The sequence below is a fragment of the Lepagella muris genome (assembly GCF_004793975.1).
Classification (GTDB): domain Bacteria; phylum Bacteroidota; class Bacteroidia; order Bacteroidales; family Muribaculaceae; genus Lepagella; species Lepagella muris.
This window is the reverse complement of sequence record NZ_SRYB01000023.1, coordinates 13,143-28,178: the sequence shown is the minus strand read 5'-3', so window position 1 is coordinate 28,178 and position 15,036 is coordinate 13,143. Positions and strand designations below refer to the sequence as shown.

The following is a 15,036-nucleotide window of genomic DNA, read 5'->3' as shown; positions in this document are numbered from 1 at the left end:
AGATTTATTTTAGTCTATCTGTATCACGAGGAATGTGGTCATACTCCAAAATTCCTGCGGATTTGTTATCTGAATTGTCTTGGTTTTGTCGGCGTTCTCCACAATTTTGTAGGAATCCTGCGGCATATTTGTCCAGATCTTAACCTTCTTCGAACCGGTAGGTATCACTGAAAGCGAACGCTTGTCTGCCTTCGTGAAATAAGATTCGTTGAAGTCGCCCTTCAGCACTTTTGTCTGACCAAGGAATTTCTTCTCAAGAAGTCCATTCTTCTTCAGCTCCTTATTCGTGCCGATGGCGTAATATACTGTGTTGGCTGCATTCTCCACTGCCTGAGCCTGAGCCTGGGCCTCTTCTTTAGCCGCCGTCTCCGTCTTGACCTGCTCCTGGCTCTCTGTCACCTGATTGGTGAGATCCTGGATCTGGGTCTTAGCGTTAGCAAGTTCGCCTTCAAGCTGAGCAATCTTCTGATCCTGCTGTGCGATGCGGTCTTTCAGCTGAGTGATTGTCTTTGAAAGCACGCTGTTGTCCTTACCACTGGCTTTAAGCTTTGCCTCCATGTCTTCGAGAAGAGCCTTGTTGGTGGCGAGACGTGCCTTAATGTTGGCGAGATTCTGACGAATCTCCGCACGACGGTCAACGCTCTCGCCGCTGCCCATGTTGTAGAGCAGCCCCTCCTGCATGTTGATGGAGTCAAGTCCCGTATAGATATCCCCCATAAGGAGCATCAGGGAATCATTAAAACTGGCTGCTTCCGTATAGTCTGCCTGCAGTTCAGCTATTCTTACTGAATCTTCTGCTAATTTCTTGTCATTGCCTGCACATGAGGAGAGCAGAAGGGCTCCAATTCCTAAGAGGATAAAACTTTTTTTCATCTTTTTATCTATGGTTTAGTTTGTTTATAGTTTTAAACAATCATCGCTGTCGTTTTTCCTTTTATCCCGACCGCTTATTATGATAACAATTTCCCCCTTAGGATTGTTCTGTTCAAAATAATTTGATAATTCTCCAAGACTGCCACGATGATACGTCTCGTGCATCTTGGAGATCTCTCGGCATACACACGCCTCCCTGTCGGCACCGAAGCTTTCCGCCAACTGACGCAACGTGCGGGGCAACCGTTTGGGCGATTCATATATCACGATGCTACGGTCGTCATCAGCCAGAAGAGCGAGACGCGTTGACCTACCCTTCTTGGGCGGAAGGAAACCCTCAAACACGAATCTGTCGCACGGCAGACCCGATGCCACCAACGCCGGCACAAAGGCTGTCGCTCCCGGAAGGCATTCCACCTCCACACCAAGTCTGCGACATTCCCGGCTAAGCATAAAGCCGGGATCGGAGATGCCCGGAGTGCCGGCATCTGAGATCAACGCGATGTTCTCGCCGCCGAGTATACGGTCGGCAATCTTGGGTGCCTCCTCATGCTCATTAAACTTGTGATGACTGCGCATGGGCGCGGATATCCCGAAATGCTTCATAAGCACCCCCGAGGTGCGAGTGTCTTCCGCAAGTATCAGATCCGCATTTTTCAAGACCTCCACTCCGCGAAAGGTCATGTCGTCAAGATTCCCCACCGGCGTAGGCACTATATATAATTTCCCGCTCATTTTTTGATTTCAATAAGGATTTGATTTCAATAAGGATTATTTAAAATAATTCTTGAGTATCTCAAGAAAATCCGCCACATCCTGACGCTCCAGATCCCATTGGAGTTCATCCACGAAATAATCCTCCGCCTCCTCATATCCCTCCATTGATGCCACTCGGGCAAGCGTCTCATTGAAGTTTATGTCGGAATTATTGAATAATTCGCGTTTGAAACGGAAACGGTCATTGATGGTAAACACCAGGCGTCCGCGTGGCACTCTCACAGCTCCCTTTGACGGCACTTCCGGCATCGCTTGTACCGCCGGTACTGCCGGTGACTCCGGTGTCGCCACAACGGAATCCTCCTTCTCCGGCTCTATCGCTGCCGGCTCATCATCAGTAGCAGCGGCTACAGGGTCATCTTCAAAATCATCTGTGACTGCCAGGCATTCCGACATGGACAGACATTCCGGCATATCCTCCTCATCATCAACCGCATTTCCATCAACCGCATTGTCATCAACCATCTCAACCGGATCCTGATACTCCGGCTCATCCGCAATAATCCCTACCGTCACAGTCTCCTGCATCGGTTGATTATCGCGTCTTCCGATGATTGATGCCGCCAACTTAGGCAAGGATTCAGCCTTACGCAATATTAGACCGGGCACCACCTCCGGACAATCCTCACGTGCCAAGGCAAGGTGGATCAGTCCCTCAAGCTCATATACGCTGTCAAGCAGCCTGTTCAGTTCATCTTTATTCATTTTCCTTGATATTTGATTCGTTACAAAATATTTCAAGAAGCATTGTCTCCGCAGCCTTCTTCGCCTTCGACCGGCTTCCCGTTATGTCGTTCATGATAATCACAACGGAATGCGTCGGCATATAGTTTTCATCTACCTTATATCCGGCATAACACTGCACCCCCTTCATGCTCCCCGTCTTCATCGCAATATAACTGTCAAGCGGAGTCTCCGCAAGGAAGCTCTTCAACGTGCCCTCCTGTCCTGCAAGCGGAAAGAAGGAGGCGTATGTGGCATTGTCGCCCATGACGCCGAGCATCCCGGTCATGAAGTCAGCCGTGACACGATTACTTCTCGAAAGACCTGAGCCATCTATTATCTCCACCCCCTCCATCGGCATATCCCTATCGGTCCAATAGGCAAGTTCTCTCGTAGCAGCTGTCTCTGTCGAGCCATCCTTCCCCTCAAGTTTGCCATACGTGCGGAGCATTGCCTCCGCAAACATATTGTCGCTGCGCATCATGCATGACCTCATAATCTCATCCACCGGAGGAGAGACGTGATCAAAAAGCAGCGTGCGCTTACCCTCGCCGAGATCCTTGCCGTCAATTGTGATCATCTCAGCAGAAAGAGCCCTCTTCAACCGCGACATAAACACTCTCGACGGATTCTCCACCGACTTCCTGCCGTTGGCATTGTTCTCGAAATTAAACGTATGTATCCCTGTGCCATACGCCTCCTTGAAATCCGATGGATGCCACGATGCCGGACGGGGTGTGCCTCCGTAGGCTGTCTCGTCTATCAACACATTACCCTCTATCTTCGTGATGCCGGCAAGACGCAGGGCATCCGTAATCTCCTCTATTATATCCTGACCGAATGGCTCCACAGCGGAATTGACCGACGGATCGCACGCACCCTCCACGATGAGATTCCCTCTCAGTATACCCATGTCGAGCGGACCGTCGATATATATAGGAGTATGATAACGATAGTCGGCACTTGCCTTCTCAAGCAGCGTGGCTGTAGTGACTGCCTTCATGATGGAGGCTGGAAGCAGCGGCATGGAGGTGTTATGTTGACCCAAGGTGTCGCCATCGGCAAGATTCACTATCATGACCGCCACTGATTCCGGGCGTATTCCACACGTATTCACAAATTTTCTGACGGCTTCTTCTGACGTGACCGCCATAAGCAGCGTTGCCTTCACGAGCAGCAACGCCATCAGCATTATGATTCTATTCATATTGCATTTCCCTATCTTCTGAAGTTATGAAATTTCACTCCTCGCTCGCGCCGTCTTTCCTGTAAATTCCGACCGGTGCAGGCGTCAGGACTCTTCTATCGCCACAAAGTTACAAAAGTTTTTCTGAATTTCATCCAAGTTTTTTGTCACATGAGAAATAGTTACTAATTTTACTCTCTGAATTTTCACTTCAATGGCATCCGGTGGCATTCTCTCGGGCGTTGCCCCGCCATCGTATCATTATCTATTTATCATTATCTTTCAGATGGACATTCAACAAAACACCGTCAGACGCCCTTACACTTTCGACCGCGTTGTGAGAATCTCCTTCACCGTGATTCTCGTCATAGCCATCCTATATCTGCTGGAGATATTGAAAGGGGTGCTACTCCCGTTCCTCGTCGCTTGCCTGATTGCGTATATGCTTGAGCCTGTGGTCAGGTGGAACATGAAGATCATACGGACCCAATCCCGGTTCCTCCCCGTAGTGCTGACTCTATTGGAAGCTGCATTAGTACTCACTCTATTCTTCGTGACATTCACCCCCTATCTCGTGTCGGAGACTTCAGAGATGACCGATATGCTGAAGCATTACACTTCCACCAAAACCAAGATACCCTATATCTCCGACAACATCCATGCATTCATACGCGACAACATCGACATTAATTCCATCTCGATGCTTCTATCAAAGGAGGAATGGAAGGAAGTGATTAAGACTACTGTATCCTCATCATGGACCTTTCTAAGCTCCGGTCTCGCATTCATCCTGGGGCTGCTTAGCTGGCTGATCGTGGTGCTATACACGATATTCATCATGCTTGACTACGAACGGATAATGCTCGGATTCAAGCAGCTCGTGCCGGTCGCTCACAGAAAATGGGCATACCGCACCGGGAATGACATAAAGGATGCAATGAACCGGTATTTCCGCGGACAATTCCTCATAGCGTCTATTGTCGGGATATTGTTCTCCATCGGATTTCTCATAATCGGACTACCGATGGGGGTAATCCTCGGGCTGTTTATCGGAATGCTCAACATGGTCCCGTATCTTCAGCTGATATCCCTCCCCATCACTGCAATCCTATGCATCGTATGCACAGCGAGCACGGGAGTGAATTTCTGGGTTATCTTCTGGGAGAGTATGGCGGTCTACGTCATTGTGCAGTGCATACAGGATCTTATCCTCACTCCCAAGATAATGGGTAAGGCAATGGGCATGAACCCTGCCATAATCCTGCTGTCGCTATCTATCTGGGGCACGCTTCTCGGCTTCATGGGACTTATTATCGCTCTCCCCATGACGAGCCTGCTCCTCTCCTATTATAATACGTATATCGTGCAGCGATATGACCGACATAATTAAACCATAAACCATCCCCCATAACCCTTAACCCTTAACCCATAAACCATACCCCCCCACATGATCAATCTCCCTATCTCAACCAACCTTGACATTTCGTCGCAAGAGACCGTCGACCAACTCGAGACGGCAGTATATACCGAAATCAACGACGATCACAATGCCACCAAATCTTCCGATGTGGAGGATCATACCAACGGGCTCATCGGCGACCTCGCTTGGATTCTGCTCCTTGCCGCCATCGTGACCCTCCTTTTCAAGAAACTGAAGCAGCCTGTAGTGCTCGGCTACATTCTTGCCGGGTTCCTCGCAAGCCCTAAGTTTGAGTATCTGCCCTCAATCTCCAATCTTGACAACATCGAGTTCTGGGCGGACCTCGGCATCGTCGTGCTGATGTTCACCCTCGGTCTGGAGTTCAGTTTCAAGAAACTGATGAACGCCGGATCATCGGCGATAATCACCGCACTGATCATCATCACCGGCATGACATTTGCCGGATTCGGTGTCGGCAAGATTCTACAGTTGAACTATATCAACTGCATATTCCTCGGAGGCATGATATCCATGTCGAGCACGACGATAATCCTGAAGACGCTCACCGACCTCGGCATGAGGCAGAAGAAATTCGCGTCGCTCGTCCTTGCCGTCCTGATAATCGAAGACTTATTCGCCGTTCTCATGCTCGTGCTTCTGTCGTCGCTCGCCATGGGCAACATCGAAGGGACCGAGCTGCTGTTCTCTATCGGCAAACTGATCTTCTTCCTCATCATCTGGTGTGTGGTCGGCATATATGTTCTTCCCTCCTTCCTATCCAAGATAAAGAATTTCCTCAACGATGAGACTCTGCTCGTAGTGGCGATGGGACTATGCTTCTCCATGGCGATATTCTCGGTGGTATGCGGATTCTCCCTTGAGCTGGGTGCATTCGTGATGGGCTCCATACTTGCCGGCACGATGGTGGCGGAGAGGATGGAGAGAGTGGTGCTCCCGGTGAAAGACCTCTTCGGTGCAGTCTTCTTCATATCGGTGGGAATGATGGTGGATCCCTCGGTGCTCGTGTCCTATTGGAGTGAGATTCTTATCCTGGCAGTGGTGGTGATCTGCGGCATGATATTCTTCGGCACCCTCGGTATGCTCGTCACGGGGCAATCGCTCAGAGTGGCGATAGAGAGCGGCTTCACTCTGACGCAGGTAGGCGAGTTCTCCTTCATCATAGCATCGCTCGGCATGAGCCTCGGTGTGCTGGAGCCTTCCCTCTACCCCATCATCGTGGCGGTGTCGGTCATCACCATCTTCACCACCCCCTATTTCGTGAAGCTCTCGCAGCCTGCCTACGGATTCGTGGAGAAGCACCTTCCCGAGAAACTCAGTTTCCTCATCGACAGATATTCAAAGCAAGTGACCGACTCGAGCGAGACAAAACGGCTCTGGAAGGAGATACTGAGCCGCTACGTATGGCGCATACTCCTCTACTCCGTGGTGCTTCTCGCCATAATCCTCGTGTCGAGGCAATTCCTCTTCCCGCTCACCCATCAGTACATGGGGGCATGGTGGCGGATTATAGCCACTGCCATCACGTTCGCCTGTATGCTTCCATTCCTGTTTGCCCTATCGTTCAGTTCCACAAAACCGGATGAGAAGATGCAGCTCCATGCCTCGGCAAGTTTCTACGACGTGCCTCTCGTCGCCATGAAGATCATACGCTATCTGATCACTCTCTTCTTCATAGTCTATATGATATCAATCGCCTACAACTCAATGATAGCATGGATTGTCGGGGTGGTATGCTTCGCCTTGATATTGATCTTCGCATCGTCGAAGCTAATGGTGAGATATGGCAACATCGAGAAGAAATTCATCGACAACCTCAACATACGGGAGAACACCCGACTTGGCATCAACAATAATCTTGTGAGCGACCTGCATCAGGCATACATACAGGTGGGTGCATATTGCCCCTTTGTCGGCGACAGGCTGAAGGATTCCGGTCTGCGTGATGACTACGGCATCAGCGTCTCAAGCATACAGCGCGGCGACCGCATGATGCCCCTACCCTCCATCGACGCCAGGATATTCCCCGGCGACATACTCGGAGTGATCGGCACCGACGAACAGATAAAAAAGCTTAACGACGATATCGAACGTGATCAGGCGGCATTCATGGCAGTGGAGACCACTCAGCCGGAAATTGCCCTGCGCAGCATACTCCTCTCAGCCTCCTCGCCGATCATCAACATACCTCTCGGACAGACCAACCTACGCACCGACTACTACAGCATGATCGTGAAAGTGCAACGCGGTGAAGATGAATTTGAGCAACCCGGTCCCTCCACCGTGCTGCGCGAAGGCGATATCGTCTGGGTAGTTGGCGATGCCTCCCGCATCGACGCAATGAAATAGCGCGGAAAGCCCCTTGAATAGCCCTAAGCTAAAACCGAGGAGGCAGAAAGAAATCAAATTCTTCCTGCCTCCTTGCTTTTTTAATAAGATGGAGCGTTGCTCTCTGCGGATCAGAACGGCAATCCGGTGCCGATGAAGCCCACAGTAACGCTGTCGTCGAAATCCGCCGGAGTCGGAGCCTGTATTGGCTGGTAAAGCCGACGGCTCAGATTCTCGGATATCGTCTCCTGCGAAGGAGCGAACCACAACCCCTCCCATTTCCAATACCACGTGCCCGAATTGTCATAGCCCGACCATTCTGTCTCGACCCCCGGCAACTGAAGCACATTACTGAACTTATCCCCTATGCCGAACATGCCGCGCGGTGCCTTCACCTGCGCCACTGTGTCGATAAGGTTGATGACATCGATCTTCCCTTCGCCGAAATCGTATGCGATGAAACGCTCTCCCTCTGCCCCCTTGAAGACGATTGTCACCGCATCAGGCGATGCTCCGTTCTCCTTCGCCGTGTAGAGACCCTCTATGGCGTCAGGCACGTCGTTGACCGACTCTCCTATAAATATCCCGCCGATACTGTCTTTCGTCAGGACCGGACGAGGCTCAGCCGGAATCGAATCGACAAGCGATGCCGTCTCCTCTATGCTGTCGCTATCTGCGCTACCCTTCCCTTGACTGCCTGAACATGACACAAGCAAGAAGGCTCCGAATGCATAAAATAATCCTGTTTTCATTTCTATTGAATATTTTCATTAAACGACTATTCCTCATCTGTGGGCTACATTCTCACTCTCCAAACTGTGCGGGATAGACAAGCACTATGTTATGCTGAGAGAAATTGCGTCCCAAGAACGACGGCAGGCTCTCCATATCTCCGGAATAGGAGATCGACCCTTTCCTCGCCCCGACTATCATAAACAGGTCTTCCACCTCAATATCGGCGGAAAACACGATGAAATCGTCCCAACTCTGAAGCTCCCGGTATTCATGACGGATCTCGAAATGCTCCTCCTCAAGCACGTTGCGGATGAAGGAGGCTGTCACCGGATATGCCATGAATATAACCTTGCAAGCCATCTGCCCCGCAAGATTACCGATACGCTCAACCCACGTCTGAAACCCTGTCTCATATTCCGCCTTATCGGGCACGAGCACCATGATGCGGTTGAGCGTCATCACCGGCGCGTAGCACCGGCTTATGAAGATCATGCGGTGCATCGACTGGAGCAGCTGCTCGATCATGCTTCCGAAGAAACTGTCTACCACGTTCGATTTCCTGTGGAGTCCGATCATCACGTCGCTCGCTCGGTTCTGCTTCGCCTCATTGGTGACGCCTGCCACCACATTGACATCATAACGCTCTATATCCTTCACCTCGATATCCACCGACTGCGCCGCCGCCACTGCCGAACGCAACGCGCTGCGCCCCATCTCAAGGGTGCGCGTATCGTCGGAGTTCCTCACGAACAACGCCGTCACCGGATTCTGATTCGCAGGATTACGCATCAGCAGAGCCATCCTCATGAGACCCTCCGCAGTCACCGGATTCGCCACAGCCACAAGCTGACGGGCATATTCCCCCGGCACGCGTTCACCCTCGGCATTTAGCTCCGCCTCCGTGCGCTCTATCCTGAGACGCTTGGAAGCATTCTGCGTGGTGACGGTCGACACAAGGCAACACACAAGAATCATGAGCACCGCGCCGTTCATCATGTCTTCCGTAAGCAGACCGTGCTGGAAACCTATCATGGTTGCGGCTATCGTAGCCGCTGCCTTGCCGGATGTGAGTCCGAACATTATCTTGCGGTCAGTACGTCCAAGCCTGAATATCTTCGCGCCAACGTATGCGGAGAGCCATTTAGACGCCATCGCCACGACTACCATGTTCAACGCCACCCATCCCACGTAAAGGCTCTGGAAGATGACGTGGACGTTGATAAGCATTCCCACTCCTATCAGGAAATAGGGGATGAATATGGCATTACCCACAAATTTTATACGCCCCATAAGTCCGGATCGTGCCGGAATGAAACGGTTGAGCACAAGTCCGGCATAGAACGCTCCGAGAATTGCCTCCAGCCCGATAAGCTGTGCCACACCCGACGCTATGAACACCATCGCCAGGACATAGATGTATTGGCTAACCTCATCACTGAATTTCCGGAAGAACCATTTAGTGATAATCTTGGAGATCATCCCTACCCCTGTCGCATAGACAATCATCAGCACGAAAAGCACCATAAACCGGCGTATGCTGAAGCCGTCTGACGCACTGTCGACAACTCCGGCAAGCGTCACGAGCGACAGAAGCACCGCTACAATCGTGGCACACACCGCTATCACTGCCGGACGGGCATTCTGAAGCCCGAACTTGCTTACGATCGGATAAGAGATCAGAGTGTGTGAAGCATACATCGACGAGATCAGCACGCACGTAGCCCACGATGCCCCGAATGCCACGCGAGAGCCCACGATGCCTATACCCATAGGGATGGCAAACGTCAGAATACCGAAAATAATGCCATGTTTCAGATTCTTCTTAAGATGAAACATATCGATCTCCACCGCCGCCAGAAACATAAGGTAGAGTATGCCCACTTGTCCGAATATCTCGAAACTCGAATCCCTCATGAGCAGATCCAGCCCGTAGGGACCCACCACCACCCCCGACAATATCAGTCCGACTATCTGAGGGATTCCAAGACGACGGAACACTATCGGACACAGCAGTATGATGAGCAGCACCAGAAGGAATATAGGCACCGGCTGCGTGAGCGGAAACGAGAACATGGAGAGCAACGTGGTCATAGGCGGAATGTTTGTATGGCATTATGGTCTGTAGCCCGCTCCACCTCCTCACTCGTCAATCCGAGCGTATCCGCCACCCTACAGCATATATAAGGGAGATACGCGCTCTCATTTCGCTTGCCACGGTTGGGCACCGGAGCAAGATAAGGGGAATCCGTCTCAAGCAGCAGCCTGTCGAGACCGATCTCTTGAAGCGATGTGCGCAGAGGCTCGGCATTCTTGAAGGTGACTACCCCGTTTATGCCGAACATCGGGTCGCACACCTCACGGATACGCTCCACGTCTTCCGGTGCACCTGTGAAACTATGAAACACCAACCGCACTTTCGGAGCCCCCTCCGCTATCACCTCCAGAGTCTCCGGAAGTGCCTCCCGGCAATGGATGATCACCGGAAGATCCAGACGGTCGGCTATCCTCAAATGCTCACGGAATGCCTCTTTCTGAAGATGGGCGTAGGTCTTGTCCCAATAAAGGTCGATACCCACCTCCCCCACAGCCACAAAGCCGCCGGCATCAAGCATCGTCTCCATTTCGCCGACGTGCTGACGCCAGTCGTCCCTGACCTCCGTGGGATGCAATCCCATAGCCACGGAGGTCACGTCGGGAAGAGCATGATGCAGACGCATCATGCTCCCGATTGTGGTGGTGTCTACATTCGGCATAATCAGATGCGACACTCCGGCTTCAACCGCACGCGAAACCACATTCTCTCCACCCTCAGGAAATGAGTCAAGATATAGATGTGTGTGCGTGTCGATCATTTCTTTCGTCCTATCAGTTTCTCCGCAAGTTTTCTGAATGCCTCCTTCTTCTCCTCGTCAAGCGACGTGGCGTTGAGAGCCTTCAGTGCCTTCGAGGAATAATGCCCCACTGCCTTCTTGCATTTCTCGTCGATGCCCAACTTCTCGTAAAGGCGTGTCACAGCCTTTATCCTCATCTCTCCGGCGGGGATGTTGAAAGCGGCACGTAGCGCATCCGCCGTCTGTCCACCCTCGGCAAGAGCCGCCACGTAGAGATACGTCTTCTTGCCGTTGAGGATATCGCCGCCGATGGGCTTGCCGAACGTGGCGGAATCGCCAAACGTGTCGAGCCAGTCATCCTGTATCTGGAACGCCACGCCCATCATCTTGCCATATTCATACATCAGGTCAGCATCCTTATCACTCGCATCGCCGATTATTGCCCCTATCTTCACCGACGCGCCGAGAAGAGAACTCGTCTTCCCCTCGATCATCTCCAGGTAGTCATTCACTGCTATACTCTCAGCCGTCTCGAAATCCATATCCATGCGCTGACCCTCATATACGCGGAGCGCCATATCGTTGAACGTGTCGAGCACACGGCGAAGCTTGGCATCATCCACCGTTGCCACATATTTCGTGGCAAGAGTCAGCATCGTGTCGCCTGAAAGGATAGCCGTGTTCTCATCATATTTCTTATGCACCGTCGGGCGCCCGCGACGCAGGTCGGAATTATCCATCACGTCATCATGGAGAAGCGTGAAATTATGAAACGTCTCTATGCCGACTGCCGGAGTCATTGCCGACAAAGCGTTGCCGCCGAATGCATCCGCGCCCATAAGCACAAGCACCGGGCGGATGCGCTTACCCCCTGCCGACAGTCCATATTCTATAGGTTCGTAAAGAGAAGAAAGTTTACCCCCCGGCAAGCCGAGGGAACGTATCGCCAGCTCAACGTCTGACGAATATTCTGCAATCGTTTTCATTATTTAATACTTTATGAATGTATTGTACACTTCTTCGGGTAGATCCTTCCCCTTGTCAAGCTCAAGCACCGTATGGAATCCCTTTATGAAACGGCGATACGTGGCGGAATCATCCGCACACGCATTCCTGAACTCCGCTATCTCCTCCCTGATCTGACTCACCGACATACTGTCTTCCCGGATATGCGCCACATACTCCAGCCCCAACTGATAGCCCATGCGCTGCGGATCCGACTTCCCTGCCATGAAATATATCCTCATCTTGTCGGGTAAGGGGAGATTTGAGGAATAGCTGTCGATCTCCTCACTGAAGATACGCATGCACGAGTCGTTGTAATGCTCGTAGGCATACGCGGCAGCTATCGCGAAAGTGTCGAGCCTCACATCCGGCAACTTCCCCAAAGAGGCGTCGCATATAAAACGCGCCACCGAATCTGGCGAACTCACCTTCATGACATACGCCACCTTCGAGGCATCGTCAAGCTTATTGAAACCATCCGGCAGCTCCCCGGACACACTCTCCTTCTTACCCCCGCACGCGCTCAACATGAGAAACAACGCCGAGGCTACTGTAGCAAGTGGAATAATCTCGTTTTTCATCTGTTTGGCATCATTTAATGTCGGCAGGACATCATCCACTGTTTATCAGGCAGAAAGCTCTATTCAGGCATTCTTCGGAAGATAATGTCGGTCGAAAATTTTCACAAAATTACAAAAAAAACGCCGAAAGTTATTGCTATTTGAAATAAAAGCATTAACTTCGCAGTGTGAAAAGCAAATTTTCATGATCATTGTTTGTTTTGGAGTGATGCTCGAGTGGCTGAAGAGGCACGCCTGGAAAGCGTGTATACGCCAAAAGCGTATCCCGAGTTCGAATCTCGGTCACTCCGCAAAGGGAGCAGAAATCTGCTCCCTTTTTCTATACCCATACTCAAACTGAATTGCCTACGCAGTCAATACATCACCGCCCGTTCAAGACACTGACGAACGTAAGAATTAAGCGACAAGCCATATTTTGCTGCATTCATTGCTATACGCTGGTGCATTTCCGGAGAAACGCGTACATTGAAAGTTCCGCTGTAGCCTTTACTGGGCTTAATCCCCTCAGATTCGCAATAGGCAAGATAGCTGTCTATCCCGGCTTCAAAATCCGCTTTCAATTCTTCAAGCGTAAAGCCTTCGTACAATATGGTTTCCTTTGTCAATCCGAGAACCTTACCCACCAGGCAATCATCCTCCTTACTATATTCCACGCTACCTTTGTAGCCTTTATATTCAAGATAGTCCATATTTTTTGAAAATTTAGAGATTATCGTGTTCTTTTAAATGCGACATTATACTCCTCATTGTCCCCATTTTCATTATACTACCGGGATGCGGCTTATGAAAATCAAGGAATATGCCTTGACCACGTACAAAACGCACACGTGATCCTGAAGTCGCCCCCTTATTATATTCGGTATATCCAAATATCTTAAGCAGCCGCACCACCTCCTCATAAGTAAAATCTTTAGGAAGTCGTTTGAATCTTTCAATGAGTTTATCTTTTGTGCCCATAATCTTATGGGCATTTGTAACTATTTTTAGTTACATTTAATTATGCAAATCTAATACATTTTATCAAAACTACATAATTTCCAAATACAAATTTCTCAAAAATCACTTCTTTACCCCATACGCATTAACATGAAAGCCCCTCCGTCATTTTCGTGACGGAGGGGCTTCCTTTTAGATTATCGATGATATTTGATTATAACCGATCTTTCGGATCTTACGACATGACCGCACTATCACTTGAGCTGCGACCTGTCGATACCGGGATTCGCATCATAAATTATTTATGACTCCCATCATAATGATAGTGCCTGTGGTGGAATTTTCGATCGCATACATAAAAGGTCGGTCAAAACGCAACACCACTTTTTCCAAAAACTCACCTCCGGTAGATGTGGCAAATCCGGTTGTTGTGACTGCCGCCGCTTTCGCACCCTCTTCATCTATGGAGGTATAAGTCTGTTGATTGATCGCTAATGGCATGTCGCCATAAAGTCCAAGTTTATCCAAACCACATGTCGTCGGCAAACCAAGTTTATGGAAAATATCAGACACTTCAAAAGAGTTATCCGCCCTAAATTTCGGCAACGCCAGCTCCACATTAGCTTTTTCCCAACTCAAATTATCAATCTTTGCATACGAAAGCCTTGACACGAGATCCGACACCTTAACCCCCTCTTCGGGCAAATAGAGACGCATCCTGTTATTTCCCATCGGCAGTTCCACTGCTGTGAAGTCATCATCTTTGCTGACTGCAAGAGTCCCGGTCATGTGCATCATACTGACCTTCGTTTCCCGATCCCTACCATAAAAAGGCTGGACATCAGTCAGATCCTTATTGAATTTCTTATCCCATTTACCATTGAAATACAACGCATTGATTAAAGAAATCACTGTATTCTCAGGAAATACGAAATCTACTTCCGGTATTAATCCATTAGTCTTCTCGTCACACCATTTATTTATGCGTTCGATCTCCTGCTCCTTTGAAAAATCAATTGAATATACATCTGCATAATAAGTCTTTTTCATACTCTCTTTCCATGCCGCCAACGGGTCATAACCCTCAGCCACCCAACAGGAATTTGCAAGAAGCAGCTCTCCTCCATTCACGTCAGACGGAAGATAGCGCATCAACTGATTGCATGTCGTGTTGAGAACTGAAAGAGATGGTTTCCCTAATACTCTCATTATAGCATCCTCCATCTCCTGATCTGCACTATTGGCAAGCATTGCTACACACAGGGAGGCACTCAACGGTGAGACTACCACGTTATCACTCTCTGAAAACTCTGAGACAGCAGCGTCAAAAAAAGACACACCGAACTCATTCAGCGAGTGATTTGCTACACCTTCTGTCTCCGAAAACGAAATCTTCTCCACAATGGGAATACCATTAACCTCTTTAACAGCAACGTCATTATCACAAGCTCCAAATAACAAGAGCACGGCAAAACCGATCAAATAACTTTTCCTTTTCATAATTAATATACTCCATTTAAAATAATTTAATTCAAACTAAATATTGAATAACAGGATCTTATGATATGGCAAAAATAATATAAAGCTATCTGATAATCAGATAGCTTTAAACGGATTCCGACT

14 protein-coding genes and 1 tRNA gene are annotated in these 15,036 nt (G+C 49.8%); 3 read left to right on the top strand and 12 right to left on the bottom strand.

The annotated features are described in order from the left end of the window. Positions 1-9: 9 nt before the first annotated feature. Genes E5331_RS13945 through E5331_RS13930 form a run of 4 tightly spaced genes read right to left on the bottom strand, consistent with a single transcriptional unit; the run spans position 10 to position 3,580 of the window. The gene (locus E5331_RS13945) at positions 10-873 is read right to left on the bottom strand and encodes a Cbp1 family collagen-binding glycoprotein adhesin (protein ID WP_123483233.1); all 864 of its coding nucleotides are present in this window, start codon (positions 871-873) and stop codon (positions 10-12) included. Between the two features lie 24 nt (positions 874-897). Next, the gene (gene rsmI, locus E5331_RS13940; protein ID WP_123483234.1) at positions 898-1,608 is read right to left on the bottom strand and encodes a 16S rRNA (cytidine(1402)-2'-O)-methyltransferase; all 711 of its coding nucleotides are present in this window, start codon (positions 1,606-1,608) and stop codon (positions 898-900) included. 36 nt (positions 1,609-1,644) lie between these two features. Continuing rightward, the gene (locus tag E5331_RS13935) at positions 1,645-2,355 is read right to left on the bottom strand and encodes a hypothetical protein (protein ID WP_135985501.1); all 711 of its coding nucleotides are present in this window, start codon (positions 2,353-2,355) and stop codon (positions 1,645-1,647) included. Beyond that, positions 2,348-3,580: a D-alanyl-D-alanine carboxypeptidase/D-alanyl-D-alanine-endopeptidase gene (locus tag E5331_RS13930; protein ID WP_123483236.1), complete on the bottom strand. Its 1,233-nt coding sequence runs from the start codon at positions 3,578-3,580 to the stop codon at positions 2,348-2,350. Before E5331_RS13930 ends, E5331_RS13935 begins: the two co-directional genes overlap by 8 nt. 265 nt (positions 3,581-3,845) lie before the next feature. Between E5331_RS13930 and E5331_RS13925 the strand changes: the two genes are divergently transcribed. Further along, the gene (locus E5331_RS13925; protein WP_168355243.1) at positions 3,846-4,949 is read left to right on the top strand and encodes an AI-2E family transporter; all 1,104 of its coding nucleotides are present in this window, start codon (positions 3,846-3,848) and stop codon (positions 4,947-4,949) included. A 57-nt stretch (positions 4,950-5,006) separates the two neighbouring features. After that, on the top strand, positions 5,007-7,346 hold the full coding sequence (locus E5331_RS13920) for a monovalent cation:proton antiporter family protein (protein WP_123483238.1): 2,340 nt from the start codon (positions 5,007-5,009) through the stop codon (positions 7,344-7,346). Positions 7,347-7,456: 110 nt separating this feature from the next. On the opposite strand, the gene E5331_RS13915 is transcribed toward E5331_RS13920, so the two are convergent. Genes E5331_RS13915 through E5331_RS13895 form a run of 5 tightly spaced genes read right to left on the bottom strand, consistent with a single transcriptional unit; the run spans position 7,457 to position 12,477 of the window. Next, the gene (locus tag E5331_RS13915) at positions 7,457-8,077 is read right to left on the bottom strand and encodes a hypothetical protein (RefSeq protein ID WP_123483239.1); all 621 of its coding nucleotides are present in this window, start codon (positions 8,075-8,077) and stop codon (positions 7,457-7,459) included. Positions 8,078-8,129: 52 nt separating this feature from the next. After that, entirely contained in the window at positions 8,130-10,151 is a 2,022-nt protein-coding gene (locus E5331_RS13910) for a cation:proton antiporter (protein WP_123483240.1), read from the bottom strand. Next, positions 10,148-10,912, bottom strand: coding sequence for a TatD family hydrolase (locus tag E5331_RS13905; RefSeq protein WP_135985499.1), 765 nt, complete (start codon positions 10,910-10,912; stop codon positions 10,148-10,150). Before E5331_RS13905 ends, E5331_RS13910 begins: the two co-directional genes overlap by 4 nt. Continuing rightward, complete coding sequence (locus E5331_RS13900) at positions 10,909-11,877, bottom strand: polyprenyl synthetase family protein (protein WP_136013271.1); 969 nt, start codon at positions 11,875-11,877, stop codon at positions 10,909-10,911. Before E5331_RS13900 ends, E5331_RS13905 begins: the two co-directional genes overlap by 4 nt. Before the next feature lie 3 nt (positions 11,878-11,880). Next, complete coding sequence (locus tag E5331_RS13895) at positions 11,881-12,477, bottom strand: hypothetical protein (RefSeq protein WP_135985497.1); 597 nt, start codon at positions 12,475-12,477, stop codon at positions 11,881-11,883. Positions 12,478-12,679: 202 nt separating this feature from the next. On the opposite strand from E5331_RS13895, the gene E5331_RS13890 reads away from it, so the two are divergent. Continuing rightward, a tRNA-Ser gene (locus E5331_RS13890) sits at positions 12,680-12,767 on the top strand. A 63-nt stretch (positions 12,768-12,830) separates the two neighbouring features. Here E5331_RS13890 and E5331_RS13885 read toward each other — a convergent pair. From E5331_RS13885 to E5331_RS13875, 3 genes are all read right to left on the bottom strand, one after another. Beyond that, positions 12,831-13,166, bottom strand: a complete 336-nt coding sequence (locus E5331_RS13885; protein WP_136013270.1) for a type II toxin-antitoxin system HicB family antitoxin — start codon at positions 13,164-13,166, stop codon at positions 12,831-12,833. A 13-nt stretch (positions 13,167-13,179) separates the two neighbouring features. Further along, positions 13,180-13,434, bottom strand: coding sequence for a type II toxin-antitoxin system HicA family toxin (locus E5331_RS13880; RefSeq protein ID WP_123483245.1), 255 nt, complete (start codon positions 13,432-13,434; stop codon positions 13,180-13,182). A 270-nt stretch (positions 13,435-13,704) separates the two neighbouring features. Next, positions 13,705-14,913, bottom strand: a complete 1,209-nt coding sequence (locus E5331_RS13875) for a serpin family protein (RefSeq protein WP_135985495.1) — start codon at positions 14,911-14,913, stop codon at positions 13,705-13,707. Positions 14,914-15,036 lie beyond the last annotated feature (123 nt).

Excerpts from the sequence above, each read along its gene's own strand:
- E5331_RS13945 (WP_123483233.1), bottom strand. The coding sequence starts at position 873 with ATGAAAAAAAGTTTTATCCTCTTAGGAATTGGAGCCCTTCTGCTCTCC.
- E5331_RS13900 (WP_136013271.1), bottom strand. The coding sequence starts at position 11,877 with ATGAAAACGATTGCAGAATATTCGTCAGACGTTGAGCTGGCGATACGT.
- E5331_RS13915 (WP_123483239.1), bottom strand. The coding sequence starts at position 8,077 with ATGAAAACAGGATTATTTTATGCATTCGGAGCCTTCTTGCTTGTGTCA.
- E5331_RS13930 (WP_123483236.1), bottom strand. The coding sequence starts at position 3,580 with ATGAATAGAATCATAATGCTGATGGCGTTGCTGCTCGTGAAGGCAACG.
- E5331_RS13935 (WP_135985501.1), bottom strand. The coding sequence starts at position 2,355 with ATGAATAAAGATGAACTGAACAGGCTGCTTGACAGCGTATATGAGCTT.
- E5331_RS13920 (WP_123483238.1), top strand. The coding sequence starts at position 5,007 with ATGATCAATCTCCCTATCTCAACCAACCTTGACATTTCGTCGCAAGAG.
- E5331_RS13885 (WP_136013270.1), bottom strand. The coding sequence starts at position 13,166 with ATGGACTATCTTGAATATAAAGGCTACAAAGGTAGCGTGGAATATAGT.
- E5331_RS13895 (WP_135985497.1), bottom strand. The coding sequence starts at position 12,477 with ATGAAAAACGAGATTATTCCACTTGCTACAGTAGCCTCGGCGTTGTTT.
- E5331_RS13925 (WP_168355243.1), top strand. The coding sequence starts at position 3,846 with ATGGACATTCAACAAAACACCGTCAGACGCCCTTACACTTTCGACCGC.
- rsmI (WP_123483234.1), bottom strand. The coding sequence starts at position 1,608 with ATGAGCGGGAAATTATATATAGTGCCTACGCCGGTGGGGAATCTTGAC.
- E5331_RS13910 (WP_123483240.1), bottom strand. The coding sequence starts at position 10,151 with ATGACCACGTTGCTCTCCATGTTCTCGTTTCCGCTCACGCAGCCGGTG.
- E5331_RS13880 (WP_123483245.1), bottom strand. The coding sequence starts at position 13,434 with ATGGGCACAAAAGATAAACTCATTGAAAGATTCAAACGACTTCCTAAA.
- E5331_RS13905 (WP_135985499.1), bottom strand. The coding sequence starts at position 10,912 with ATGATCGACACGCACACACATCTATATCTTGACTCATTTCCTGAGGGT.
- E5331_RS13875 (WP_135985495.1), bottom strand. The coding sequence starts at position 14,913 with ATGAAAAGGAAAAGTTATTTGATCGGTTTTGCCGTGCTCTTGTTATTT.